The organism is Rhizobium sp. Pop5 (assembly GCF_024721175.1).
Taxonomy (GTDB): domain Bacteria; phylum Pseudomonadota; class Alphaproteobacteria; order Rhizobiales; family Rhizobiaceae; genus Rhizobium.
This window is the reverse complement of the sequence record NZ_CP099399.1, coordinates 255,457-280,587: the sequence shown is the minus strand read 5'-3', so window position 1 is coordinate 280,587 and position 25,131 is coordinate 255,457. Positions and strand designations below refer to the sequence as shown.

General features: G+C 59.8%; 14 protein-coding genes, 6 pseudogenes and 1 riboswitch. Of the genes and pseudogenes, 15 read left to right on the top strand and 5 right to left on the bottom strand.

Annotation, left to right across the window (positions count from 1 at the left end; genetic code table 11):
- Positions 1-14 precede the first annotated feature (14 nt).
- Positions 15-380 (top strand): hypothetical protein, encoded by a 366-nt coding sequence (locus NE852_RS03610; protein WP_128623504.1) that lies wholly within the window; start codon positions 15-17, stop codon positions 378-380.
- 87 nt (positions 381-467) lie between these two features.
- Here the strand turns inward: NE852_RS03610 and NE852_RS03605 are convergent, their stop codons facing one another.
- Both NE852_RS03605 and NE852_RS03600 read right to left on the bottom strand, forming a co-directional pair.
- Positions 468-3,587: a multidrug efflux RND transporter permease subunit gene (locus tag NE852_RS03605; RefSeq protein ID WP_008524026.1), complete on the bottom strand. Its 3,120-nt coding sequence runs from the start codon at positions 3,585-3,587 to the stop codon at positions 468-470.
- Positions 3,588-3,600: 13 nt separating this feature from the next.
- Positions 3,601-4,911 carry an efflux RND transporter periplasmic adaptor subunit gene (locus NE852_RS03600; RefSeq protein WP_245270538.1) on the bottom strand — a complete coding sequence of 437 codons (1,311 nt, stop codon included), beginning with the start codon at positions 4,909-4,911 and terminating at the stop codon, positions 3,601-3,603.
- 275 nt (positions 4,912-5,186) lie between these two features.
- Between NE852_RS03600 and NE852_RS03595 the strand changes: the two genes are divergently transcribed.
- Positions 5,187-5,759, top strand: coding sequence for a cytochrome b (locus NE852_RS03595; RefSeq protein WP_008524029.1), 573 nt, complete (start codon positions 5,187-5,189; stop codon positions 5,757-5,759).
- A 26-nt stretch (positions 5,760-5,785) separates the two neighbouring features.
- Here NE852_RS03595 and NE852_RS03590 read toward each other — a convergent pair whose 3' ends face one another.
- Together NE852_RS03590 and NE852_RS03585 are read right to left on the bottom strand one after the other, a co-directional pair.
- Entirely contained in the window at positions 5,786-6,523 is a 738-nt protein-coding gene (locus tag NE852_RS03590; protein WP_205621926.1) for a response regulator transcription factor, read from the bottom strand.
- Between the two features lie 785 nt (positions 6,524-7,308).
- Positions 7,309-8,397 carry a hypothetical protein gene (locus tag NE852_RS03585; protein ID WP_008524033.1) on the bottom strand — a complete coding sequence of 363 codons (1,089 nt, stop codon included), beginning with the start codon at positions 8,395-8,397 and terminating at the stop codon, positions 7,309-7,311.
- 591 nt (positions 8,398-8,988) lie between these two features.
- Between NE852_RS03585 and NE852_RS03580 the strand changes: the two genes are divergently transcribed.
- The 4 genes and pseudogenes from NE852_RS03580 to NE852_RS03565 all read left to right on the top strand — a co-directional run.
- Positions 8,989-9,561 carry a hypothetical protein gene (locus tag NE852_RS03580; protein WP_008524034.1) on the top strand — a complete coding sequence of 191 codons (573 nt, stop codon included), beginning with the start codon at positions 8,989-8,991 and terminating at the stop codon, positions 9,559-9,561.
- 103 nt (positions 9,562-9,664) lie between these two features.
- Entirely contained in the window at positions 9,665-11,380 is a 1,716-nt protein-coding gene (locus tag NE852_RS03575) for a type I secretion system permease/ATPase (protein WP_008524035.1), read from the top strand.
- Positions 11,381-11,394: 14 nt separating this feature from the next.
- A pseudogene (locus NE852_RS03570) lies at positions 11,395-12,839 on the top strand (HlyD family type I secretion periplasmic adaptor subunit).
- Between the two features lie 7 nt (positions 12,840-12,846).
- Positions 12,847-13,104, top strand: a pseudogene (locus tag NE852_RS03565) (transposase); the annotation flags it as partial.
- 66 nt (positions 13,105-13,170) lie between these two features.
- Here the strand turns inward: NE852_RS03565 and NE852_RS03560 are convergent.
- Positions 13,171-14,360, bottom strand: a pseudogene (locus NE852_RS03560) (GMC family oxidoreductase); the annotation flags it as partial.
- 90 nt (positions 14,361-14,450) lie between these two features.
- Here NE852_RS03560 and NE852_RS03555 point away from each other — a divergent pair.
- The 9 genes and pseudogenes from NE852_RS03555 to atzF form a co-directional block, all read left to right on the top strand.
- Positions 14,451-14,632, top strand: a pseudogene (locus NE852_RS03555) (transposase); the annotation flags it as partial.
- A 92-nt stretch (positions 14,633-14,724) separates the two neighbouring features.
- Positions 14,725-14,973, top strand: a complete 249-nt coding sequence (locus NE852_RS32705; RefSeq protein ID WP_008524048.1) for a hypothetical protein — start codon at positions 14,725-14,727, stop codon at positions 14,971-14,973.
- A 310-nt stretch (positions 14,974-15,283) separates the two neighbouring features.
- A riboswitch (guanidine-I (ykkC/yxkD leader) is annotated at positions 15,284-15,394 on the top strand.
- Positions 15,395-15,468: 74 nt separating this feature from the next.
- Positions 15,469-16,542: a putative urea ABC transporter substrate-binding protein gene (locus NE852_RS03545; RefSeq protein ID WP_258156197.1), complete on the top strand. Its 1,074-nt coding sequence runs from the start codon at positions 15,469-15,471 to the stop codon at positions 16,540-16,542.
- A 58-nt stretch (positions 16,543-16,600) separates the two neighbouring features.
- Positions 16,601-17,418 (top strand): annotated as a pseudogene (locus tag NE852_RS03540) (ABC transporter permease).
- Positions 17,415-18,239 (top strand): ABC transporter ATP-binding protein, encoded by an 825-nt coding sequence (locus NE852_RS03535; RefSeq protein WP_008524064.1) that lies wholly within the window; start codon positions 17,415-17,417, stop codon positions 18,237-18,239. The pseudogene NE852_RS03540 and the gene NE852_RS03535 overlap by 4 nt, the downstream one beginning before the upstream one ends.
- On the top strand, positions 18,236-19,057 hold the full coding sequence (locus tag NE852_RS03530; protein WP_008524065.1) for an urea amidolyase associated protein UAAP1: 822 nt from the start codon (positions 18,236-18,238) through the stop codon (positions 19,055-19,057). The genes NE852_RS03535 and NE852_RS03530 overlap by 4 nt, the downstream gene beginning before the upstream one ends.
- A gap of 10 nt (positions 19,058-19,067) precedes the next feature.
- Entirely contained in the window at positions 19,068-19,718 is a 651-nt protein-coding gene (locus NE852_RS03525) for an urea amidolyase associated protein UAAP2 (RefSeq protein ID WP_008524067.1), read from the top strand.
- A gap of 2 nt (positions 19,719-19,720) precedes the next feature.
- Positions 19,721-23,259, top strand: a pseudogene (uca, locus tag NE852_RS03520) (urea carboxylase).
- Positions 23,260-23,262: 3 nt separating this feature from the next.
- Positions 23,263-25,074: an allophanate hydrolase gene (gene atzF, locus NE852_RS03515; protein WP_008524081.1), complete on the top strand. Its 1,812-nt coding sequence runs from the start codon at positions 23,263-23,265 to the stop codon at positions 25,072-25,074.
- Positions 25,075-25,131 lie beyond the last annotated feature (57 nt).

The window sequence follows — 25,131 nt, the reverse complement described above, 5'->3', positions numbered from 1 at the left end:
TTGGACGCCATCTGATGCAGGGAGGCATAACCGGTCAACAGCTTCCGACGGTTGTGCACGAAGCCTCCACCGAGGCTCCACCAAATCACAACACAGCATCCCCACCCCACATTCCAATCCGATCCACCAAGTCACCACGAACCTTCGACGAAAGCGCAACGCTGCTGGTTGATCGTGCCTGCATGGAAAATTTCATCTTGGCCAGACGATTGATCGTCTTCTGCATTATGGCGGCGATGATTGCTGTCCTTTTTTCCAAAATAGTGATCTGGAGCCACGTTCAGTATGGCACGGACTTTATAAGGGCCTATCCAACCCTCGTGGAAAGCGTACCAGTCGAGAATGTCGGCGGGAACGATCGCCGCCGGGTTCCGCTTTAGGCTTGCTGTTGGCAGGCGCCTATGCCTGTGAGGCGGACCTCCAGCGCCCAGAGCCCTCCAGAACGCCGTCCGGACGCCTCGACCTTCTCACGCTGCTGCCTCTTTATATTCGGAAACCACGCGCTCATTCGGATGCCGGCGCTTCATGATGAGAACGCAAAACACTGGCACGAAAAGCACCGCCAGCACCGTGGCCGAAATCATGCCGCCCATAAGTCCGGTGCCGATTGCGTTCTGCGTTTCGGAGCTGGCACCCTTGGCGATGACCATGGGGACGATGCCGAGCGTGAAGGCTAGGGAGGTCATCACGATAGGCCGCAGCCGAAGGCGGGATGCTTCAACCACAGCGTCCGCCAGGCCTTTTCCATCTTCCTGAAGCTTCCTCGCGAACTCGACGATCAGCACCGCATTCTTGGCGGAAAGACCGATGAGCGTGATCAGCCCGACTTTGAAGAAGATGTCGTTCTCCAATCCCCTTAGATGAACGGCAATGACGGCTCCGAGGATACCCAGAGGCACCACGAGCATGACGGAAAGGGGAATTCTCCAGCTTTCATAGAGAGCCGCCAGGACGAGAAACACGACCAGGAATGACAGGGCGACGAGCATGGGTGCCTGCGCACCGGATTGTCTCTCCTGCAAGGATTGCCCGGTCCATTCGACCGTGAAACCATTTGGCAGCTCAGAGGCAAGCTTTTCCATTTCCTGCATGGCGCTGCCGCTCGAAACACCGGAGGCCGCAGTGCCGGAGATGCTGATCGACGGATATCCATTGTATCGGGTCAGCTGTAACGGAATGGTCGACCATTCCGGGACCACGATCTCGGATAGAGAAACCATCCCGCCGCTATCGTTGCGCACCTGCAGTTTCAGGACATCATCCACCTGCATGCGGCTTGATGCTTCTGCCTGGAGGACAACCTGCTGAAGACGGCCGGAATTCGGAAAGTCGTTGATATAGGTCGAGCCGATCGCGGCGCCGAGCGTCTCGCTGACGGTTGAATACGGAACGCCCAGCGCGCTCGCCTTCTGACGATCGATCCGCAGAGTAACGCTCGAGCCATCCGGCAGGCCATCGACACGGACATCGTTGACCAGCTTGCTCTTGGCCGCCAATTGAACCAGCCGCTCGGAGGCCGCGAGAAGCGCCGCCATGCCGTGGTTGGCACGGTCCTGAAGCCTCAAGGCAAAGCCATCCGTTGCACCCAGTTCATCGATTGCCGGCGGCTTCAAGCTGACGATCTGCCCTTCTTCGGCCGCTGACATCGCTGTCGTCGCGGCGAGGATTTCTTCGTCTACGCTCGATTTGCGTTCATTCCAATCTTTCAACGTCGTGAAGGACATGGCGGTGTTCGTTCCCGAGCCGGAGAAACCGAAGCCCATGATGGTCAAGTTGTTGTCGACGTCCGGCCGGGTCGCGACATGGCGTTCGAACAGATCGACAATCCCCCGGGTCCGCTCGGCCGTCGCCTCAGCCGGAAGCGTAAACGAGGTCATGAAGGAGCCCTGGTCCTCCTCGGGCGTGAACGCCGTCGGAAGAACGTTGTAACCATAGGCGAGTGTCGCAATGATCGCGATATAGGCGAGCATCACCCGGACGCGATTGGAAATCAGGCCGGACACCCACTTGGCATATCGTCCAGTGAGCCGCTCGAAGCCGCGGTTGAACCATGCAAAGAAACCCTGGCGTTCGTGATGGTCTAACGCCATCTGTTTTAACAACGTCGCGCAGAGAGCCGGGGTCAGGCTCAGCGCCAGGAACGCGGAAAACAGGATCGAAACAGCCATGGAGACCGTAAACTGACGGTAGATCGCGCCGACCGAGCCGCTGGCCATGCCCATGGGAAGGAACACGGCCGTCAGCACGAGAGTAATGCCGATCACGGCTCCCGAGATCTCCTTCATGCTCTTGCGGGTGGCATCACGCGCTGACAGGCGTTCGGTTACCATGATCCTCTCGACATTTTCGACAACGACGATCGCGTCGTCGACAATGATGCCGATGGCAAGAACCATGCCGAACATCGTCAGCACATTGATCGAATAGCCGATCGCCAGCATCACCGCGAATGTTCCCAAAAGCGCGATGGGAGCGACGATGGCCGGGATCAGCGTGTACCGGAAATTCTGCAGGAACAGCAGCATGACGACGAAGACGAGAACCATCGCTTCTGCAAGCGTCTGAACCACCTTCTGGATCGACACCTTCACAAAGGGAGCGGTGTCATAGGAGATTGCATAGCTCAGGCCTTGCGGCATGGTGGCCGACAATTCGGATAAGCGGGCGCGCAAGCCTTGCGAGGTGCTGACGGCATTGGCGCCCGGCATGAGCTGGATGGCTGCCGCCGTTGCCGGCTTGCCGCCGTCGAGGATCGAGAAGCTCGTCGTCTGCGATCCGATCTCGATCCTGGCGACATCGCCGAGGGTAAGTTTCGATCCATCCGGCTTCGAGCGCAGAATGATCTGCGCGAACTCCTCCGGCGTCTGCAACTGTCCATTGACGCTCAGCGGAATGCTGACTTTCTGGCCGGGAACAGTGGGCGCCTCGCCAAGCCGGCCCGGAGCGACCTGAACATTCTGCGACTGAATGGCCTGCGTCACCTCGGCCATCGAAATGGAGTAGGAGGACAGCCGAACCGGATCGATCCAGACCCTCATGGCGGCTTCCGACCCGAACGATTGGACCCGGCCGACGCCGGGCACCCGCTTCAATTCCGGCGAAATGTTGCGCACCAGATAATCATCGAGTACCAGCGGGTCGATTTCACCATTGGTCGACTTCAACGAGACGATCATCAGGAAGCCAGACGAGGCTGCCTCGACCGTCAGACCAGCCCGACGAACTTGCTCCGGAAGCCTGGGTTCGATCGCCTTGAGGCGATTCTGCACGTCGACCTGGGCCAGTTCCGGATCGGTCCCCGGCCTGAATGTTATGGTAATGCTGATGCTGCCCGACGAGTCCGACGAGGATTCGAAGTAGAGAACATTCTTTGTGCTCGATAGCTCCCGCTCGATCAGACTCGTGACGCTGTCATTGATCGTCTGCGGGGTCGCCCCGGTATAGCTGGCATAGATGGTGACGCTCGGCGGTGCGATCACCGGAAAGCGGGAGACCGGCAGCTGCGTAATCGAAATGGCCCCGGCAAGCACGATGAAGATTGCAATAACCCAGGCGAAAACCGGCCTGTCGATGAAGAAATTCGGCATTTTCGGCCGCTCCTTAGCTTCTGTTGACGGCAGCAACGGGACGATAAGGAACCGTCTCCAGTTTCACGCCGCCTTGAATGCGGTCGTGGCCGAGCACAACGACCGTCTCGCCGGCCAAAAGGCCATCGACAATCATATATTGACCGTCCACCAGCGAACCGACCTGGACGTTGCGCCGGCTGGCGGTCTTGTCCGCGCCAACTATGATCAATTGCGGTCGTCCGGACGGATCGCGCAGGACTGCTTCCTGCGGTACCGTCAGCGCGTCAGGATGGATGGAACGCGGGACTTTCGCACGAATGTACATGCCGGGCAGCAGCTGCCGGTTCGGATTGGGGACTTCGACACGTATGCCGACGCTGCCGGTGCCGGCATCGACTGACATGTCCGAAAACAACACCTGGCCAGGCTCGTCATAAAGCTTTCCAGCAACCGTAAATATCTGCACGGGAAGTTTGGCCGCGTCGTCGCTTTCCCCGGCCGAAACCAGATCCTCCAGCGCTTCCCGGGTCATCGAGGATTGCCTGATGTCAACATAGACGCGGTCGATTTGCTGGACGACTGCGAGAGGAGTTGTCGCCGAAGACGACGCCAGGCCCCCCTCGCTCATCAAGGCCTGGCCGATCAGTCCGGCAATGGGGCTCCTGATGGACGCATAAGAGAGCTCGAGCTTGCGGCGCGTCAGATTGGCCCTTGCTTCTGCAACATTCGCCTTGGCTTGGGCCAGGGCGGCCGTGGCGTTGTTGAACGATTCAGCGCTCAGGATTTTTTGGGATGACAGCACCTTGGCCCGATCGAACTTGATCTGCGCGTTCAGCAGCTCCGCTTCCATGCGCGCAAGTATCGCCGAGGAAGCTTCGACATCCGCGGAGAAGGGGGCGGCATCGAGCTGGAACAGCGGTTCATTCCGTTCTACTTCCGCTCCCTCGTTGAAGAGCCGTTTCTGAATGATGCCGCTGACCTGGGGGCGTATCTCGGCCGTTCGAAAAGCAGAGACGCGTCCCGGCAATTCGTCGAAGACAACAACTTTCCGCGGCTGAACCGTGAGGACGCTCACGCGCGCCGCCACCTCATTTTCAGGCGGGTTCGCCTGGGCTTGAGCTTGCTCGTCCTTGCAGGCCGAAAGAAAAACGACGGGAACTGTAAGTACAGCGGCGATAAACGAGCGGAACATGCTGCTCATCGAGAGTTTCCATTCAAAATCGTGACAACGCTTTCGCGACCGAACCGCTGATAGGGCGATCGGGTTGGCGTTTTGTGGAGATTTGATTGATGTCCCATGGAGCTCGGGCCCCAAGCGATCAACGCCGGTGATCGCAGTCATCCACGGAGTCTCCACATATCCTCCACAAAGACGCGACAATTGGTGACTACGTCGACAAACGGCAGGTCAGCGGATTGCGTGGCGCGACGAAAGCGATGCGCGGTCAGTCCGGAACTGACTTCGCGGGAATATGAACTGGCGGCAGGTTTTCAAATGAACGGAAACAATGGGCTCACCTTATGAGCCATTCCCAACGGCACTTTCAGAACGCGCTCCGGGCAGCCATGGCCGGCGGATTTTAAATGGTACTTTTCTTCTAACGAAAGATGTCTTCCATGATTGATAAGACGACAGAAAGCCGCACGACAAAATATCCCCTGTCGATTCGGATACTTCATTGGCTGCGTGCCGTGCTGATCATGGGAATGATAGCCTCTGGTTGGTATATGACCAGGCTTCCAGAAAGCGATATGGACGTAGCGTCATTCTTATATCCGAACCACAAGCAATTTGGCGTCCTGATCTGGCTTCTGGCATTGGTGCATCTTGCCCTGCGCTGGCGTTACAAAGCCTCTATGCCCCACACACCTCAAGCCTTGGCTGGCTGGGAAAGAACCCTGTCGCATGTGACGCATCGGCTTATCATCCTGCTGACACTGCTTGTTCCATTGCTCGGCTATTTCATGTCGAGCAGCTTCACGCAAAGCGATGGCGTGCCTTTCTTTTTCATCCCTCACATTCCGGAGCTTTTGCCCAAGAACGACGCCGCGTTCGCCGTCTTCCAAACCCTTCACAGGTATGGCGCCTACCTTCTCCTGGCCTGTATTATCCTTCATGTGGCTGGTGCGCTAAAACATAGGCTACAGCATAGAGGGGCCGAAACGGACGTCCTGCCGCGGATGCTCTAGACAGCTCTCAATAGCGGCGACCCCGCTTAACCCGGCGATACGTCAGGCCCGCCGGCGGCTCTTTGAACCAGGCGGGCAACCACCTCGGTGCGGTTCTGCGCCTGCAGCTTGCGCATTATGTGTTGCAAATGCATCTTGACCGTATGCCCCGACAAATTGAGTTTTCCCGCAATGACCTTGTTCGAGAAGCCACATTGCAACTCTGCGAGGACGTCTGCTTCCCGGGGCGTGAAATCGGCAAGCGCCAGGTACTGCGTCCTGTCATCCAAGCTTTTTTCGGCCTCATTTCTGGCCGGAGGAAGCTCGGTCGAGCCATTTGTGGCGGCTCCCAACAGCTGCGGGAAAAATGTTCCCCCTGCCAGAACGAGACGAAGACCGGCAAGGGCAATATCGACAGCAAGTGAAGTCGAGAAAAAGCCGCGGATACCCATCTTGAGCGCCTGACGGGCTATGATGGCGTCATCCGTACCTGAGAGCAACGTGATAGGAGCCTCAGGAAACCGCGCAGCGATCGCGGCGAGATCATCGCGCAGGCTGGTGCTCTCGACACCCCTGCCGGCCAGATCCAATACAATCAAACGCACCTCAGATCCAAGAGCTCGATCGAGACTCTCGGTCGAGATCAAATCTATTAAGTTCCACCCGGCGAGTTCACGCTCAAGAAGCTTTACAAGGGTCGTGCGTGCCAGTGTCGAATGCTCAATAATGATCACAGTTGGTGCATTGCGCCCCGTACGGCGCTTCGTTCTAGCACTGTCGGACACTTGCGTGCTCCCAGAATATTTGCAACCCAACAACCGCCCATACTATTCCTGTTCTCATTACATGTCATGATAAAAAGCGAGTGTATCGCCAATTCAATAGTCCGACCTCTCACAATAATTCTTATAGTCTATAAGATATCATCGATAGATAACTGTTACCCGCAGATCACGTTGAAGAGCTTGTTCACGATGACATGCCGGTTCGACTTGTTACAGCAGGCTTTCAAGCCTTCGTTGAATTCACGTACGGCAAGTGGGTCAACAAATCTTTCAAAAGCACTGAAAAGGCAATAGATCCTCTACAGAGCCGCCGTGAAAAGAACCATTGAATACAAATAACTTCCGACGGCTATGCTTTGTTCTCACGCCTTTACTCAAAGCAGCAGCAGACCCCGAGAGAAAAACGACAGACGCAAAAAGTAAAAAAAGCACAAGATCTCCGACTACCCGTTATGATTAGTGAAAACTGCGCCCTGATGGTGCATAATCCAGTCGGAATCGCTCTCGGCATTGCTGTCCCGACCGAGAGAGCCGGCCAGAGGTAACGGGCTCTTGCAGCCGACATCAGCGACAATACGGATGAGGTGATGGTGGAATGTTCGCCGCCTAATGAGCCCGTCGTCACGAAGAACGGCCTTGAGCAGTCGAGCCTTGGCAAAGCGAGTGAGGAGCCCATTCGTTCAAGCGTGTCGCGATCCTTCGGATGCGCTTGGCCCACGCTTTAGCTCTACGATTTTCCGCATGTCGTCATCGCAAAACCGCTGAACACTTTTGCGCGACATGGTCTAGCTATGCATGAAGCTCAGAATGTCGTCTACGAGAGCCGAATGGGCGTCGGTGAGGTTGCCGTCTCCGCCGTGGCCCGCGATGCCGGCCAGTTGGAGCGCATGCTGGTCATAGAGAACATGATCGATCTGTTGGGCGTCCACCGTCCCGCCGGCGGGAACGGCAATGTTGATGGGATGGAAATAGCCGAAGTTGACGTCCACCAGGCTGCCGGTCGACGATCCGACCCCGCCACCGCCGCCCGCATGGTTGCCGGTAAAAATCGTATCCGAGGACAGGTTGAAGCCGCCGCCATTGCCGCCGATGCCGGCGATTTGCACAGCGCCTTGGTCGAAAATGACATTGTTTGTCTGATGAGCCTCCGCCGAGCCGCCTGCGGCGCCGATGGCGATGTTGATCGGCGAGAAGATGGCTATACTCACATCGACCATGCTGCCGACGAAATATCCATCGCCGCCGTGTCCCGCATAATTGTCGCCGGTAAATGTGAGCGACGTTCCCGGGCTCAATGACGGGCCATGGCCCGCAGCGTTATGGTCTCCGCCCGAGCCGCCCATGCCGCCCACCTGGGTCGCGCCCTGCAGGAACAGTGCGTTGTTCGATTGCTCTGAGTGTGCCTGCGCGCCAGGGCCCGCAGCCACGGCCGTATTCACGGGTGCAAACAGTGCGACCTCCGTGCTTACGAGTCCACCGTAGAAGACGCCATTGCCACCGGCGCCGGCATGACTGGCGTTGTCGCCACCGCCAAGGGCAATATTGCCACTTCCACCATTCCCGCCTATCCCGGCCATTTCGGTGGGATGCTGATTGATGAGCGCATCGTTGCCCTGGAAAGCGTCGGCACTCGAATGAGGTCCCGCAATAGCGGCGTTGGACGGCATGAAGACGGCCAAGGCGTTGCTGCTGATCACGCCTTCGCTAAATCCATCACCACCGCTCCCGGCTGAATTATAGCTTGGGCCGGAAGCGACATCCAATGGAAGCCAAGTCGGCACCAATGCCAGATGACCCGCAGCCACGGTGGAGGCGAGATGTTGATCGGTGCCCGCCTTGGGCAAGTCTTCCAGTGAGGGACGAGTTTCCGCCATTACCGTCTCCATTCCGCCGTCAACCGCACGTCCACCGAGCATGCGGCGCTACGCAGCCTGAATTGTTCAGGCATTGTGCATCTGAAGTTAAGAAAAGCAGAGCCTGCAATTCGTCTATACCTCGTCGGCTAGTTCTGTAGCCATTTGGCTGTCATGACCGCAGCGTCCGTTGTGCGAGTTTGCAAGCACTCAATCCGCCTTTGGATTAGAGGTCCTTTCTCGCGGTCGAACATAGACGTTTTTTGAGCTTCGACCGGATCCTCGCTGCTAAGCGCAGTCTGATCAGAATTTCGGAAAGCAGACGGGTCGCTTAGGCGGGCGCCACTTCAAGAAAGGCCACCCCTTCGATCGAAGCGTGGGACGTAATCATGTTATCCGCGCAAACCACTTCGTATTAATCCAAAACAACGTTCCGTCGCCTGCAAGTATATATCCGAAGGAACGTCGCCGAATATCTAGATAGTTCACGGATTAAATCGCAGGCAATATTCTCTTGCGGTTGTATTGGCTGGCGGTGACATCTGAATACCCACGCCGTAAAGGGACGCCGTAAAAGGAACACGGACGAAACGAAGTAGAGGAGTGACATCAATGCCTATTCCACAGATATCTGACACGATTCATCTCAACAACCCGGATGCGGGTGACGCGAATGCCGGCAACGGCGGCAATGGCTACAACCACGGGGACATTGACTACAACCCGGTCGCCTATGTCAGCCCCGTGCAAACGGTCGACGGCGCATCGACCCATCTGCACAACGGCGATCACGTTTGGCAGACGGCAGATTGGGACGCCGGGGGTGGCGGAGCCGGTGGCCTCAGCCAGGCCCAGAACGGCTTCCTGGCATCGCTCACCAGCGGCGCCGGCGGTGCGGGCGGAAACGCTCAGTCCAACGGCGATCAAGGCAACACGAGCGGCCATGACACGGCTTCGGTGGCTGCGGCTACGACCGCGACGCAATACACCCAGCTCGTGGCCGATCAGCATGCCAACATCCTGGCAGGCGTCGGCGGCAACGGCGGCAACGGAAACAACGCTCTGGGCGGCGATATCTCGTCGGCATTGGTTCACTCGAATCCCGAAACGACGACAGTGAACAATGACATGGATCATTTCATAAACGCCTTCGGCCATATCGACGTCAGCCATCTCGGTTCATGAACTCAGACCCTGAGGGTCGCCGGTTTCGGCTGGCGGCCCTCCTGGATTGCCAAACCAGCAAGCAGCCTCTTCTTATCAGTATCAAGTACAGCGAGATCTGATAATGACAACGATTTCCATGAAGCCATTGCGCCCGCAGACACAGCTCGTCATTGCGCTCCGGGCTTGTGCCGGAGCCTTCGGGTTTGTCTTCCTCTATAGCTGCGGCTACAATCTCTTTCTTCTCGCGCCGTCCATCTATCTCCTGCAGATCTATGACAGGGTCCTGTCGAGCCGAAGCGCCGACACGCTGCTGATGCTGACGATGATCATCGCCGTCGCCGTACTGGTCGGGTCCATGCTGGATATCGTTCGCAGGGCCGCTCTTTCGCGCATCGGCAGCTGGCTGGACCACAGACTGCGGCCCATGGTGCTCACCGCGTCATTCGAATATGCCACTCGCGCCGATACGGGAGCCGCCACGGAGTGCTACAGGGACCTGGCCGCATTACGCCAGTTTCTCGATTCACCGGCCAGCTCGCTTTTTTTTGACGTTCCCTGGGCGCCCGTATTCCTGCTCCTGCTCTTTCTCGTTCATCCGCTGCTTGGGACCATCGGTCTTCTGAGCGCACTTGCTCTTCTGCTGGCTGCGTTCCTGACCGAACTCGCGACACGAGAGCCGCTTGCCCATGCCAATCTTGCCCTTTCGATGAGCTATCTCAGGTTTGCGACCGCCCTTAAAAACATCGAGATCATCCGGGCAATGGGCATGCAGGATGGCGCAGCGCAGATCGTCTATCGCGATGCGGAAATGGCAAGAAGGGCGCAGGACATCGCGATGCATCGAACGGAGATCATTCTCGGTTTCTCCAAATCGATCCGCACGCTCGCACAGATTCTCATGATGGGATCGGCGACATGGCTGGTGCTCATAAACAGCGGCAGTCCCGGGATCATCTTCGTCGCGAGCCTGCTGCTCGGGCGCGGGCTTGCACCGATCGAGGGCGCGATCGGTGCATGGCGCGCCTTTACGTTTGCGCGCAATGCCTTCAATCGCCTGAACAGAATGCTGATAGCAGTTGCATCGGAACGCGATGGCCGAATGGTGCCGATCCCGGAGCCCAACGGCCTCGTTCTCGACAACGTCAGCTATATCAAGCCATTCGCCAATCGGCCGATATTGACAGGCATCACCTTGCGCCTGGCGCCAGGCGATTGCGTAGCACTCATCGGCCCATCGGGATCGGGAAAATCGACGCTGGGTCGCATCATGGCAGGCGTTGCGCAAGCAACGAGCGGCTGTGTTCTTCTCGGGGGGGTGGATATCTCGGCTCTGCGCCTATGCGGCGGGACCCGCCACGTCGGATACCTGCCGCAGGACATCGAACTCTTCGGCGGAGCAATCAAGGATGTGATCGGCCGGCTGGACGGTGGAGATCCCGGCAAGGCCATCGACGCCGCGAAGCTGGTTGGATTGCACGAAGCGATCATGCGACTACCGCAGGGCTACGAGACCGAAATCGGTGAAGGGGGAAATCTGCTCCTGCGAGCGCAGCGCCAACAGCTGGGACTGGCACGGGCGGCCTATGGAAATCCCTCTCTCATCGTTCTCGACGATCCGAATTCGAGCCTGGATTATGACGGCGAGCGCATGCTGTTCAGGGCGATCGAGCGCATGAAGTCCAGGGGGATGACCGTCGTCATCATAACGCATCGGATGGGGATTCTGCCTGTTACCAACAAGATTGCCATCATGCGTGACGGGGCGGTGACCGCCTTCGGCGACAGCGAGCGGATTTATGAAACCTATCTTCAACCGCCGGCTCGAACAGGAACATAGGGAGGAACGCTGCCGTGACCCTTGTTCAATTGAACGCAACGCGCGCGAGATTTTCAGATTCGTCAGGGACGGGTCAGCAGCTGGCTCAACGGTCGCCGGCGACAACAAGGCTGCAGACCGCCTATTTGCCGGTGATCGAGGCGAAACAACGCGGCCCCGCCGCCCCCTCGCCGATGCCGGGACTCAGAGGTGTCGTTTGGACGGGCAACCTGTTGGTCCTGGTCTTCATCGTCGGATTGGGGATCTGGTCGGTTCTGGCGCCCCTGAAAAGCGCTGCGGTCGCATCGGGCATCATCGAACCGGAATCCAGCCGCAAGACCATTCAGCATCTGGAAGGCGGGATCGTGCGACGAATCCTCGTCCAAAACGGCGATACGGTTGCAGCCGGTCAAATCGTGATAGAACTCGACGATACGAAGTCTCGCTCGGAGCGCGACAGCATTCAAGGGCAACTCTGGGACGCCGAAGGAAGCCGCGCCCGTCTTCTGGCGGAGCAGACGGGTGATGACCACGTCGCCTATCCTGGGAATCTCAGGGCAGCAATGGCCAAATATCCCCTGGTCAGCGCGATTCTGATCGGGCAACAGAAAATCTTCGAAGCTCGCCGCCGGGTCATGCAGGCGGAAATCCAGATCGCCAATGAAAAAATCGCGCAGGTGCGGCAGGAAATCGTCGGACTTGGCGCGCAGAAGGCGGCGCTGGCCGACAGAGCCGCGATCTCGAGCCAGGAACTGGAACAGGTCACGGCTCTCAACGCCAAAGGACTGGAAACAAGGAGCAGGCTTCTCAACCTCCGGAGGAAAAGGCAGACCTTGATGGCCAGCAGGGTCAAGTGGAGGCACAGATCTCCCGCGCCTACCAGATGATCAGCGAGTCACAGGCCGATCTCGCAAAGCTCGAGAGCGACCGGTTGAGCGAGGTCGCCCAAGGCATGCGCGAGACGGAAAGCCGGATCATGCAACTGCGCGAGCGCTTGCGGGCGATCGACGACCAGCTTTCAAGGACCTATATCCGCGCTCCCGAAGATGGAACGATCATGAACCTGCGGGTCCACACACCAGGCGGGGTGATCGGCGCGGGTGAACCGCTGGTCGACCTTCTGCCGGACGCCGATCGCCTTGTCGTGTCTGCCCACGTCAGGCCGGAAGACATCAATCTCGTCCATGCGGGGCTCGAGGCCCAGGTTCACCTTCTTCCATACAATCAGCGGCGCGTTCCGCTCCTGAAAGGCCGGGTCGAATATGTTTCGGCGGACCGTCTCATCGATGCACAGAGCGGCCAGCCCTACTTTGCCGCGACGATCCGGGTAACGGACGAGCGGTTGGCGAAAATGAAGGATGTCGAGCTGATCGCGGGCATGCCCGCGCAGACTCTGATCGAAACGGGCAAAAGCAGCGTGGCGCTCTATGCCGTCAGACCACTCCTCGACAGTTTCAACAGAGCATTTCGCGAGGACTGAGACGGTGATGGGCAAGCGAAAATTCGACGACGACCAGATTACGGGCATTCTGAAGGAACACCAGGCCGGAGTGACGGTAGCGGATGTTTGCCACAAGCACGGCATCAGCGAGCCGACCTTCTATCGGTGGCAATCCCTGAAGTACGGAAATGTCGGTCTTTATGCCAGAAGGGTGAGAGCGCTGGAGGAAGAGAACCAGAAGCTCAAAAAGCTTTTGGCCGAAGCCATGCTCTCCGCGGCAACTCTGAGCGAAATGCTGGCGAAGACATCGAAAGGATGAGACCAAGCCCTCCATCTCTTGTAAAGTCGGGGTTTCGGGAGCCGCATTTTCTCAGTTGGCGATCATGTCTGCCGCTTTCTCAGCGATCATGATAGCTGGCGAATTGGTGTTGCCTGAGACAATGGTGGGCATGACGGAGGCATCAACGACCCTCAGGCCCAAGACACCACGCACGCGCAGTTCCTGATCGACGACAGCATTGTCATCGCTTCCCATCCTGCACGTTCCAACAGGATGAAAAATGGTCGTTGCGATATCCCCCGCCCTTTGGATCAGTTCGTCATCGCTTTGAAACTCGAGGCCCGGCAACATTTCCTTGGGTGCAAACTGCGATATCGCCCTTGTCCGCATCAGCCTGCGCGCGTGACGTATCGATCTTGCGGCAACGATGCGATCTCCCGCGGTCGAGAGATAGTTTGGCCTTATCTCCGGTGCCGCCCGTGCATTCGACCCTGAGATATGCACGGTGCCTCTGCTTTCCGGGCGCAGGTTGCAAACCGACACCGTAACGGCCGGGTAGCGGTGCAGCGGTTCACCGAGCCTGTCTGTGCTGAGTGGCTGGACATGATATTCGAGATCCGCGGTGGCCGAGCTTGGATCGCTCTTTGTAAAGATGCCCAGTTGGCTTGGCGCCATGGACAGCGGGCCGGAGCGGCGAAGTGCATATTCCAGGCCCATGCCGGCGCGTGAAAAGAGGTTGTGGTAGAGCTGGTTCAAAGTCTTCGCGCCTTCGATGCGGAAGACCGTGCGGATCTGAAAGTGATCCTGCAGGTTCTCGCCGACGCCATTCAGCGAATGAATGACGTCAATTCCGGCCGCGTGCAGCACATCGGGCCGGCCGATGCCGGAGAGCTCCAATATCTTCGGTGAATTGATAGCGCCGGCGGAAAGGATGACCTCGCGGTGGGCGCGCGCCTCATGCATCTTGCCGTTCGATCGAAACCGGACGCCAGTGGGGCGCGGCCCTCGAACTGCAGCTTTTCCGTTTCGGCGCCCGTCAAGACCCGCAGATTGGGCCGCTTCATTGCGGGGCGGAGAAACGCCTTGGTGGTATTCCAGCGCAGCCCACCGCGCTGATTCACTTCGAAATAGCCCGAGCCCTCGTTGTCCCCGCAGTTGAAATCGTCCGTCTTCGGGATACTGAGTTCCTCGGCCGCATCTCGAAATGCGTCGAGAACGGGCCATGAGAGGCGCTGGCGCTCCACCCGCCATTCGCCGCCCGCGCCGTTCATCTCAGACCTGATCTGAACTGATGTGCCCCCAATAAATTAAGCCATTTGGAACTGGAATTTTCCACTTATGATCCCTGATGGGAAGAAGAGGAGAATTCGATGAAGGCCTCGAAGTTTTCGGAAGCGCAGATCGCGTTCGTGTTGAAGCAGGCAGAGGATGGAACGCCGATCGGCGAGGTCTGCCGCAAGGCGGGAATTTCGGACGCGACGTTTTACAACTGGCGCAAAAGTACGCCGGCCTGATGCCCTCGGAGATGAAGCTTCTTGGCCAGTTCGAAGAGGTACCGATTTCGCTCATGAACGGCTCATCGGCACCCCCGCCGAGCTGAGCCTTAACCCCGGAAAATTCCAGCTCCTGCCGGCTGAAATCGGAGTGCACTTCAAGTTGCCTAGTCACAACACCGGTACTGGCGGCGCGAAGGGGGAGCAGCACATCGCCTACCCTGGTGAAGCCGAGGATATCGGCTTCGGACACCGCGCAGACCTGAAGTTTCAAATCGCCCGGCGTTATGATTTTCGTAGCACGACGCTTGGGTTGATGGGGGTCAGGCGAACTTTTGATGGAGCGCAGTGCGTGCCCTTCATGTCGCGAGATGCTTTTAAAGAATTCGAACCGGAGTAGGGTCTATTTGAACTCGGCTAGGAAAACTTTTCCAATGGTCGTGTTCGCGTCGGAAGATTACTTGAAGTAGGCGCTGGCGCAATCATCTATGGATGGCATTGGACGACGTCGCATGCGCCGGAATTCGCGTGCCCAATTTGAGACAGCCGTCATCGAGCCTCGCACACCAAATGCGGCACCGACGTCCCCGCCATAGATGATCAAAAATTGAGCAATTGCTGCAGAGTGTACACAGTACTAATCCATCGATGAACCGCTGATAGATAAATCAATGACTTATAATGTGGCACACCTCTTGCACCGCATGTGATGAGTTGGTGGCTAGGGTTCCGGCGCTTTTCTGAAGTGCGGCTGGTCCGAGAGCCACCACCGGTGGGGAGAAATCCCGCCGGGTGCACGGCGGGACAAAAGCCCGGGAGACCTCGTAAGCCAAGGGATTGGTGGCACGATGGTCATTGCCGATCCCTTTTGAAGAAAAGCAGAAGGGGAATTTCAATGCAGACTTTTTCGAAGATTGTTTCCACCACAGCGCTGGCGGTGTCGTTGGCGTTTGGACTCGCTTCCGTTGCGAAGGCTGAAGCGAAGACTGATTTCAAGGTCGCCTGGTCCATATATGTCGGTTGGATGCCTTGGGGCTATGCGGCTGACCACGGCATCGTCAAGAAATGGGCCGACAAATACGGCATCAAGATCGAGGTCACGCAGTTCAACGACTACGTCGAGTCGATGAACCAGTACACGGCAGGCGCATTCGATGCGGTGACGCTGACCAACATGGACGGGTTGTCGATCCCGGCGGCCGGCGGCGTCGATACGACGGCGGTGATCGTCGGTGACTTTTCGAACGGCAACGACGCCGTCATCCTTAAGGACAAGGCGAGCCTGGCCGATATCAAGGGCCAGAACGTCAATCTCGTCGAATTCTCCGTCTCGCACTATCTGCTTGCCCGCGCACTCGAAAGCATCAAGCTGACGGAGCGCGACGTGAAGGTGGTCAACACATCAGACGCGGACATGGTCGCAGCCTACAAGACGCCTGACGTCACAGCCGTCGTCACCTGGAACCCGCTGGTTTCCACCATCCTTGAAGATCCCACGGCCAAGAAGGTCTTCGACAGCTCGCAGGTGCCGGGCGAGATCATCGACCTGATGGTCGCCAATAGCGGCGTACTGAAGGACAATCCGAACTTCGGCAAGGCGCTTGCCGGCATCTGGTATGAGACCGCCGCACTGCTGCGGGCCAACACCGCCGAGGGCAAGGCAGCCCGCGAGGCCATGGGTTCGGCTTCGGGCACCGATCTTGCCGGCTTCGAAGCCCAGCTTGCCGCCACCAAGCTCTTCGACAAGCCGGCCGATGCCGTTGCCTTCACCGCCTCTCCTGGCCTGCCGAAGACCATGGATCTGGTGCGCAACTTCCTGTTCGAGAAGGGCCTGCTCGGCAATGGCGCGCCGTCTGCGGACGTCATCGGCATCGAAATGCCCGACGGCAAGGTGCTGGGCGATACCGCCAACGTGAAGTTGCGCTTCACAGAGACCTACATGAAGGCAGCCGCAGACGGTTCGCTCTGATCGCAACGGAGGCGCGGTTCATCCGAGCCTCCTCCCCTTCATCAGCGGAGCATTTCCCATGCGTTGGATCAACACGAGGCCGAGCCGGGGGCGCAGTTCGCCTTGATGCTGCTGCCCTTCGTGCTGCTCGCCCTTGCCTATGCCTTCGGCTCGGCCGCGCGACTGGCTGATAACGCCAATGACAAGCTTCTGCCGAGCCTTGCCGGCTTTGCCGATGCGATCAACCGCCTGGCCTTCGTCGCCGACCAACGCACCGGCGAGTTCCTGCTCTGGTCGGATACGGGCGCGAGCTTGGTCCGCCTGCTTGCCGGCCTCGGCATTTCGACGACGATTGCGCTGGTTATCGGGATGCTGATTGGCATGCTGCCCTATCTCAGGGCGCTGCTCGCCCCCTTCATCGCCGTCATTTCCATGGTGCCCCCACTGGCGCTGCTGCCAATCCTGTTCATCGTCATGGGCCTTGGCGAGACGTCGAAGATTGCCCTCATCGTCATCGGTGTCGCGCCGACGATGATCCGTGACCTGGCGTTGAAGGCGCTGGAATTGCCGCGTGAGCAGATCGTCAAGGCCGAGACGCTTGGTGGCTCCTCCTGGCAGATCGGCCTGCGTGTCGTGCTGCCGCAGATCCTGCCGCGGCTGATCACCTGCCTCAGATTGCAGCTCGGCCCGGCCTGGCTGTTCCTGATCGCGGCCGAAGCGATCTCTTCTGACTCCGGCCTCGGCTATCGCATCTTCCTCGTCCGCCGCTATCTCTCGATGGATATCATCTTTCCCTATGTCGTCTGGATCACCCTGCTTGCGGTGGTCATGAACGCCCTGCTCGATCGCCTGCGCATCGCCGTCTTCCCCTGGTCGGAGCTGGAGAAGCAGGCATGAGCGAACTGAAGATCGAAAAGGTCTGGAAGGAATATGGCGACCAGATCGTGCTCGAAAACGTGTCCTTGACCGTCGCCTCGCGTGCCTTCGTCGCCCTTGTCGGCCCGTCGGGCTGCGGCAAGACCACCTTCCTGCGCATGCTGCTCGGCCAGGAGCAGCCGACGAAGGGCAAGATCCTGCTCGACGGCGAGCCTCTGCCGTCGGAGCCGGGACCGGACCGCGGCGTCGTCTTCCAGCGCTATTCCGTGTTCCCGCATCTGACGGTGCTCGGCAATGTGCTGCTCGGCAAGGAATTTTCCGCGGCGCGCTACAAGGCCAAGCTTTTCGGCGCTGCGCGCCGCAACGCCATAGAGGAAGCACGCGAACTGATCGCCGACGTTGGACTCGCCGGTTCGGAGAGCAAATATCCGGCGCAGCTTTCCGGGGGCATGCAGCAGCGCCTTGCGCTCGCCCAGGCGCTCATCATGAAGCCGAAGGTGCTGCTGCTCGACGAGCCCTTCGGCGCGCTCGATCCCGGCATTCGCGCCGAAATCCACACGCTGATGAAGCGGCTCTGGCACGAAACGCAGATGACCGTCGTCATGGTCACCCACGACATGCGCGAGGCCTTTACGCTCGCAAGCCGCGTCGTCGCCTTCGAACGTCGCCGCGATCGGCCGGAAGAGAAGGAGCGCTACGGCGCCACCATCACCAAGGATATTTCGATCTGGCCGCCGCGCCTTGCCGGCCAGTCATCGATTTTCAGCCCCGACCGGGACGGCCCGGCCGCTTCGCTGGGGCATGGCCGGGACGACCTGGCATCGTCAGGAGAAATGCCATGATGCATGTGAGACGTGCACCCGAAGAAATCGCTGCCAATCGCGCGCGCTATGAGGAGCATCAAAGGAAGGGCCTGGAATTCGCCCCCAAGGCCCTGCCCGGCCCAAGCCCGCTGCCGGCGCCGGTGATCGATGCCGCCGCTATCATCCACCAGGAAACCGTCCCGGGCGGCTGGTATTGGTCGACGAAGCTTATGCGCGGCGAAGCGATCCGCATCGACCAGGGCGAAGGAAATTCCACCGTGGCGCTCGTCGCCTGGAATGCCGGCGATACGAGCGAGCGGATCAATCTCGTCGATACCGCCAAGGTCCAGTGGACGACGGCGCTCGGCAAGGGGCGTGTGATTTTCTCCGATATGGGCCGCGTCATGTTCTCGATGGCAGAGGATAGTTCCGGCGCCCATGATTGCCTGATGGGCGGCTCGACGGCTGCCTCGAACGCCGCGAAATATCCCGGCGAGAAAACGCGCAACACCCGTGACAACCTGATCCTCGTCGCGGTCAAACTCGGCCTCGACAGGCGCGATATTCCCGGCATCCTCAATCTCTTCGCACCGGTTCGCCTGGCCGAGGCCGGTGGTTTCGGCTGGCAGGGCAAGCGCTCCAACTGCGGCGATTACGTCGAGCTGCGTGCCGAGATGGACATGCTGGTCGGGTTTTCCAACTGCCCGCATCCGCTCGATCCGGACCCCACTTACCAGCCGAAGCCTGTTGTCATCACCCGCTACAAGGCGGCAATCCCTGCGGCCGATGACCTTTGCCGCACGGCAACGGCCGAAGCCGTGCGCGGTTTTGAAAACAATGCCCTGATGCGGACTTGAGGAGAAGACGATGTCCGATTTCATCCAGACCTCGCCTGCCCGCAGCCTGCAGAATGCCGCGCAGGATCATTTCATCGCAGCCGAAGCCCCTTGGTCGGGCCTCGTGCGCAAAGGCCAAACGATCCGCATCGAGGACAGTTTCGGCCAGCAGGCGATCGACACGCTCTTCTACCGTGCCGATGATTTCTCCGAGCGCTATTCCAATCAGGATACGATGCGCATGCAGGGTGCCGCCTATATCGGCATCGGCACGAAGATCATGTCGAATGAAGGCAATGTCATGCTGACCATGACGGCCGACAGCTGCGGCCGCCATGATACGTCCGCCGGCGCCTGCTCCTGCGAGAGCAACACCGTGCGCTTCGGCCACGGTACGAAATACCTTCATGCCTGCCGCGACAATTTCGTGCTCGAAGTCTCGAAACACGGCATGGGAAAGCGCGACATCGTACCGAACATCAATTTTTTCATGAACGTGCCTATCAAACCGAATGGCGAAATGACCATCGTCGACGGCATTTCTGCGCCGGGCGACTATGTCGAACTCATTGCGGAGATGGACGTGCTCTGCGTCATTTCCAACTGCCCGCAGATCAACAATCCCTGCAACGGCTTCGATCCGACGCCGATCCGGGTGCTGATCTGGGATGGCGAGGACTGAGCATGTTCAAGACAGTCCTGATCGCCAACCGGGGCGAAATCGCCATCCGGGTCATCAAAACACTGCGACGAATGGGTATTGCGTCCGTCGCCGTCTATTCCGATGCCGACCGATTCGCCAGGCCCGCCCTGATGGCCGATGAAGCGATCCGCCTTGGGCCGCCGCCTGCAAGCGAAAGCTATCTCAATGTTGATGCCGTGATCGCCGCCTGCAAGGCCACAGGAGCAGAGGCTGTACATCCCGGCTACGGCTTCCTGTCGGAAAATATCGGTTTCGCCGAGCGTCTTGGCGCCGAAGGCATCGCCTTCATCGGGCCACGGCCCGAGCACCTCTCTGCCTTCGGCCTGAAACATACGGCACGCGAACTCGCCAAGGCGAGCGGCGTGCCGCTTTTGCCCGGCACCGGCCTGCTGTCGAATACCGATGAGGCACTCGCGGCGGCAGAAACGATCGGCTATCCCGTCATGCTGAAAAGCACGGCCGGCGGCGGCGGCATCGGCATGCAGCTCTGCGCCGATGCCGAAAGCCTGAAAGCCTCCTTCGAAAGCGTGCAGCGCACCGCGCGAGCAAGTTTCGGGGATGCGCGCGTCTATATCGAGCGTTTCGTGGCAGAAGCCCGCCATGTCGAGGTGCAGATCTTCGGCAATGGCAAAGGCAAGGTCATCGCGCTCGGCGAGCGCGACTGCTCGCTGCAAAGGCGGAACCAGAAGGTGGTCGAGGAGACCCCGCCCCCGGCCTTTCTGCAGCAACCCGCGCCCGCCTGCACAAGGCGGCCGTCGATCTTGGAGCCGCGGTCTCCTACGAATCCGCCGGCACCGTCGAATTCATCTATGATCCCCAGCGTGAGGAATTCTATTTCCTCGAGGTCAACACCCGTCTGCAGGTCGAGCATCCCGTCACCGAAGCCGTTTTCGATATCGACCTCGTCGAATGGATGATCCGTCAGGCTGCGGGTGAGGATGTTCTCTCGGGCGCTGAAGCCCTGCAGGCTAAAGGAGCGGCGATTGAAGTGCGCGTCTATGCCGAGATGCCGCACGCCGATTTCCGACCGAGCGCCGGCCTGCTGACCGAGGTCGTTTTTCCCGAAGACGCGCGTATCGACCGCTGGATCGAGACCGGCACCGAGGTGACGCCCTTCTACGACCCCATGCTCGCCAAGGTGATCGTTTCCGCTGAGGATCGTCCGGCGGCGATCGAAAAGCTGAAGGCGGCCCTTGCGGGAACATCGATATCCGGCATCGAGACCAATCTCGATTATCTCAGGGCCATCGCCGGCTCCAAGCTTCTTGCCAGCGGCAAGGTCGCGACAACAGCATTGCGCGACTTTTCTTTCGTGCCTGACGTTGTCGAGGTCATCGCACCGGGCGCCCAATCCAGCATCCAGGAATTGCCCGGCCGGCTTGGCCTCTGGCATGTCGGTGTGCCGCCGAGCGGCCCGATGGATGAGCGCTCCTTCCGCCATGCAAACCGTCTCGTCGGTAATGGCGACACGGTCGCAGCGCTTGAGCTGACGGTGTCCGGACCTGTGCTAAAATTCCATACCGATACCGTGGTTGCCCTTGCCGGCGCCAGGATGGCGATGAGCGTCGACGGCGAAAAACGGCCGCATGGCGAGGCCGTCACCATCCGCGCCGGCCAGTTCCTCTCGATCGGCGGCATCGAAGGGCCGGGGCAGCGAGCCTATCTCGCCGCGGCCGGCGGTTTTGCCGCTCCCGTCGTTCTCGGCTCGCGTGCTACCTTCGGCCTCGGCCAGTTCGGCGGCAATGCCACCGGCACGCTGAAGACCGGCCATGTCCTTCATCTCGCTCGCCGGGCCGCAACCGAAGCGCCGAAACCGGCGACCGAGCCGGCGGAGCTGAGGCGCGAATGGGAGGTCGGCCTTGTCTACGGTCCGCATGGCGCGCCTGATTTCTTCCAGGACGGCGATATCGAGACGCTGTTCTCGACCAGTTACGAGGTGCATTTCAACAGCGCTCGCACCGGCGTTCGCCTGATCGGCCCCGCGCCGAAATGGGCGCGCAGCGATGGCGGCGAGGCCGGGCTCCATCCGTCCAATCTGCATGACAATGCCTATGCGATCGGCGCGATCGATTTCACCGGCGACATGCCGATCATCCTCGGACCGGATGGGCCAAGCCTCGGCGGCTTCGTTTGCCCGGCGGTCATCGCCCGCGACGAACAGTGGAAGATGGGCCAGTTCAAGCCAGGTGATCGTATCCGCTTTCATCCCGTCACGCGGGCCGAAGATCCGGTTGCCGGCCCGGTCGTGCATCGGGCGAAGGAAGACTCGGGGTCGCCTGTTGTCGGCAAGCGCGACGACGGACCGGTCTCTGTCGTCTACCGCCGCCAGGGAGATGACAATCTGCTCGTCGAATACGGGCCGATGTCGCTCGATATTGCACTGCGGCTCAGGGTGCATCTGCTGATGCAGGCCGTTTCGCGAGCGCGCCTGCCCGGCATCATCGATCTCACGCCCGGCATCCGTTCGCTGCAAATTCATTACGATGGCACGACGCTGACCCGCAAACGCCTGCTCGGCTTGCTGGCCGAGATCGAGGCAAGCCTGCCGGCAGCACAGGATGTCACGGTCCCGAGCCGTATCGTGCATCTGCCGCTTTCCTGGAATGACCCGGATGCGGAACTTGCGATGCGCAAATATCAGGAACTCGTGCGGCCGAACGCGCCCTGGTGCCCCGATAACATCGAGTTCATCCGCCGCATCAACGGGCTGGCGGACGAACAGGCCGTGCGCGACATCGTCTTCAATGCCAACTATCTCGTGCTTGGCCTCGGCGATGTCTATCTCGGTGCGCCGGTGGCAACACCGGTCGATCCGCGCCATAGGCTGGTGACGACGAAATACAATCCGGCCCGCACCTGGACGCCGGAAAATGCCGTCGGTATCGGCGGAGCCTATATGTGCATCTACGGCATGGAGGGTCCCGGCGGCTACCAGCTCTTCGGGCGCACCATCCAGGTCTGGAACACCTGGCGGCAGACACCGGTCTTTGCCAGGGGCAAGCCGTGGCTGCTGGACTTTTTCGATCAGATCCGTTTTTTCCCGGTTGACCATCAGGAATTGGCGGAAGCCCGCAGCGCCTTCCCGCATGGCGGCTATCCCCTCCGGATCGAAGAGGCGGAATTCTCCTACGCCGCCTATGAGAAGGAATTGCAGGCCAATGCCGCCTCGATCGGAAGCTTCAAGGCACGCCAGCAGGCCGCCTTCGATGCCGAGCGCCAGCGCTGGAAGGAGGCGGGCCTGGACAGCTTTGTCACCGACGAAGGCTCCGGCGAAAGCCCGGATGGGGACATTCCTGAAGGCTGCTTCGGCGTTGCCAGCGCCGTGCCCGGCAATATCTGGAAACTGCTGGTCGAACCGGGCGCACCGGTTGCGGCCGGTGATACGCTTGCCATCATCGAATCCATGAAAATGGAAATCAACGTTACCGCACATGCGCCTGGCCGTGTCCGCGACCTGCGCGCCGGCCCCGGACGAAACGTCAAAGCGGGCGATATCATTGTTGTTCTGGAGGAGTGCTGACCCATGCTGCCGACCATTCTTGATCTGACCAGCCTTCGCGCAGCCTATGAGGCCGGCAAAAGCCCGCTCGACGTTATCGAGACCGTTATTGCCCGTCGCGCCGCCTCGGAGGATCCCGCGATTTTCATCACGCCGACGGCCGACGACACATTGCGGGCCGAAGCGCGCGCCCTGATGGAACGCGCACCCGAGCCGAACAGCCTGCCGCTCTGGGGCATTCCCTTCGCGGTAAAGGACAATATCGACGTGGCGGGCCTGCCGACGACAGCTGCCTGCCCTGCTTTTTCCTACCAGCCGGAGAAGGACGCAACCGTCGTTGCGAGGCTGCGGGCCGCAGGCGCAATCGTCATCGGCAAGACCAATCTCGACCAGTTTGCGACCGGCCTCAACGGCACGCGCTCGCCCTATGGCGCGCCGCGCTCGGTCTTCGACAAGAACTATGTGTCGGGCGGATCGAGCTCCGGCTCGGCAGTTGCCGTTGCCTCGGGCTTGGCAAGCTTCGCGCTCGGCACGGACACGGCCGGCTCCGGTCGCGTGCCGGCGGCTTTCAACAATCTCGTCGGCATCAAACCGACACCGGGACTGGTGCCGAATGTCGGGGTGGTGCCTGCCTGCCGCAGCGTCGATGTCGTCACCGTCTTTGCCCCAACGGTCGGCGACGGCGTCGCGATCCGCAAGGTGATGGACGGCTACGATGCCGCCGATCCGTTCTCGCGCAAGGCGGTTGCCGCCAGCCTGCCCGTCTCCGGTCTGCGCATCGGTGTGCTCGACGAAGCCGAGCGGGAATTCTTCGGCAACAGGCAGGTCGAAGCTCTCTATGACGCCGCGATCGAAAGAGCGCGCGCACTCGGCGCCACCATCGTTGCCTTCGACTACGCACCGTTCCGTCAGGCAGCCGAACTCCTCTACAACGGCCCCTGGGTCGCCGAACGGCTGGCGGCGGTGAAGGATTTTCTTGCCACCAATGCCGCCAACTTCGACCCGACGGTTCGCACCATCATCGAGGGAGCAAAAGCCTATGACGCAGTCGACGCTTTCGAAGGCAGATACAAGCTCGAAGCATTGCGTCAAAAGACCCGGAAGGAATGGGAAAAGGCTGATATCCTTATGTTGCCGACCTCGCCGACCACCTATACGGTCGATGAAATGATGGCGGACCCGATCGTCAAGAACAGCCATTTCGGCCGTTATACCAACTTTGCCAACTTGCTCGACTGCGCGGCGATTGCCATACCCGCCGGCTTTGACGCCAGCGGCCATCTGCCTGCGGGTGTGATGCTGGTGGGGCCCGCCTTCACCGACGATGCGATGGCGCCCTTCGCCGACGCCATGCACCGGGCGGCGGAGGCCGGCATGGGCAAGGACCGCAAAGCCGCGCTGCCGGAGGCAAGCCGCGTGATGCCTCCTGCTGATGACTTCGTTCCGATCGTGGTCGTCGGCGCGCATCTGACGGATATGCCGCTGAACCATGAACTGACGCGCGCGGGCGGATACAAGTTGAAAGCAGCCCGGACGGATGGCAGCTACCGGCTCTTTGCCCTCAATGGCACGATCCCGCCCAAGCCGGGGCTCGTGCGAGCTCCGGATTTTTCCGGCAATGGCGTGGAAGTTGAAGTCTGGGCCCTGCCACCGGCGGCATTCGCCCGCTTCGTCCAGAACATTCCGGCTCCGCTCGGTGTGGGCAAGATCACCCTCAATGATGGAACCTGCATCACGGGATTTCTCTGCGAGGGACATGCCGTGGCCGGTGGACGAGAGATCACCGAGTTCGGCGGCTGGCGCAACTATATTAGGGCTACCAGCCCGGCGGCCTGAAGAGAGACGGGATGCGAAAACTTCTGTCAAAGGTGATGCAGCTGGTTCTTGCGGGTC

Coding starts and splice junctions, on each gene's coding strand:
- NE852_RS03610 (WP_128623504.1), top strand. CDS start 15: ATGCAGGGAGGCATAACCGGTCAACAGCTTCCGACGGTTGTGCACGAA.
- NE852_RS03605 (WP_008524026.1), bottom strand. CDS start 3,587: ATGCCGAATTTCTTCATCGACAGGCCGGTTTTCGCCTGGGTTATTGCA.
- NE852_RS03600 (WP_245270538.1), bottom strand. CDS start 4,911: ATGACTGCGATCACCGGCGTTGATCGCTTGGGGCCCGAGCTCCATGGG.
- NE852_RS03595 (WP_008524029.1), top strand. CDS start 5,187: ATGATTGATAAGACGACAGAAAGCCGCACGACAAAATATCCCCTGTCG.
- NE852_RS03585 (WP_008524033.1), bottom strand. CDS start 8,397: ATGGCGGAAACTCGTCCCTCACTGGAAGACTTGCCCAAGGCGGGCACC.
- NE852_RS03580 (WP_008524034.1), top strand. CDS start 8,989: ATGCCTATTCCACAGATATCTGACACGATTCATCTCAACAACCCGGAT.
- NE852_RS03575 (WP_008524035.1), top strand. CDS start 9,665: ATGACAACGATTTCCATGAAGCCATTGCGCCCGCAGACACAGCTCGTC.
- NE852_RS03545 (WP_258156197.1), top strand. CDS start 15,469: ATGCAGACTTTTTCGAAGATTGTTTCCACCACAGCGCTGGCGGTGTCG.
- NE852_RS03535 (WP_008524064.1), top strand. CDS start 17,415: ATGAGCGAACTGAAGATCGAAAAGGTCTGGAAGGAATATGGCGACCAG.
- NE852_RS03530 (WP_008524065.1), top strand. CDS start 18,236: ATGATGCATGTGAGACGTGCACCCGAAGAAATCGCTGCCAATCGCGCG.
- NE852_RS03525 (WP_008524067.1), top strand. CDS start 19,068: ATGTCCGATTTCATCCAGACCTCGCCTGCCCGCAGCCTGCAGAATGCC.
- atzF (WP_008524081.1), top strand. CDS start 23,263: ATGCTGCCGACCATTCTTGATCTGACCAGCCTTCGCGCAGCCTATGAG.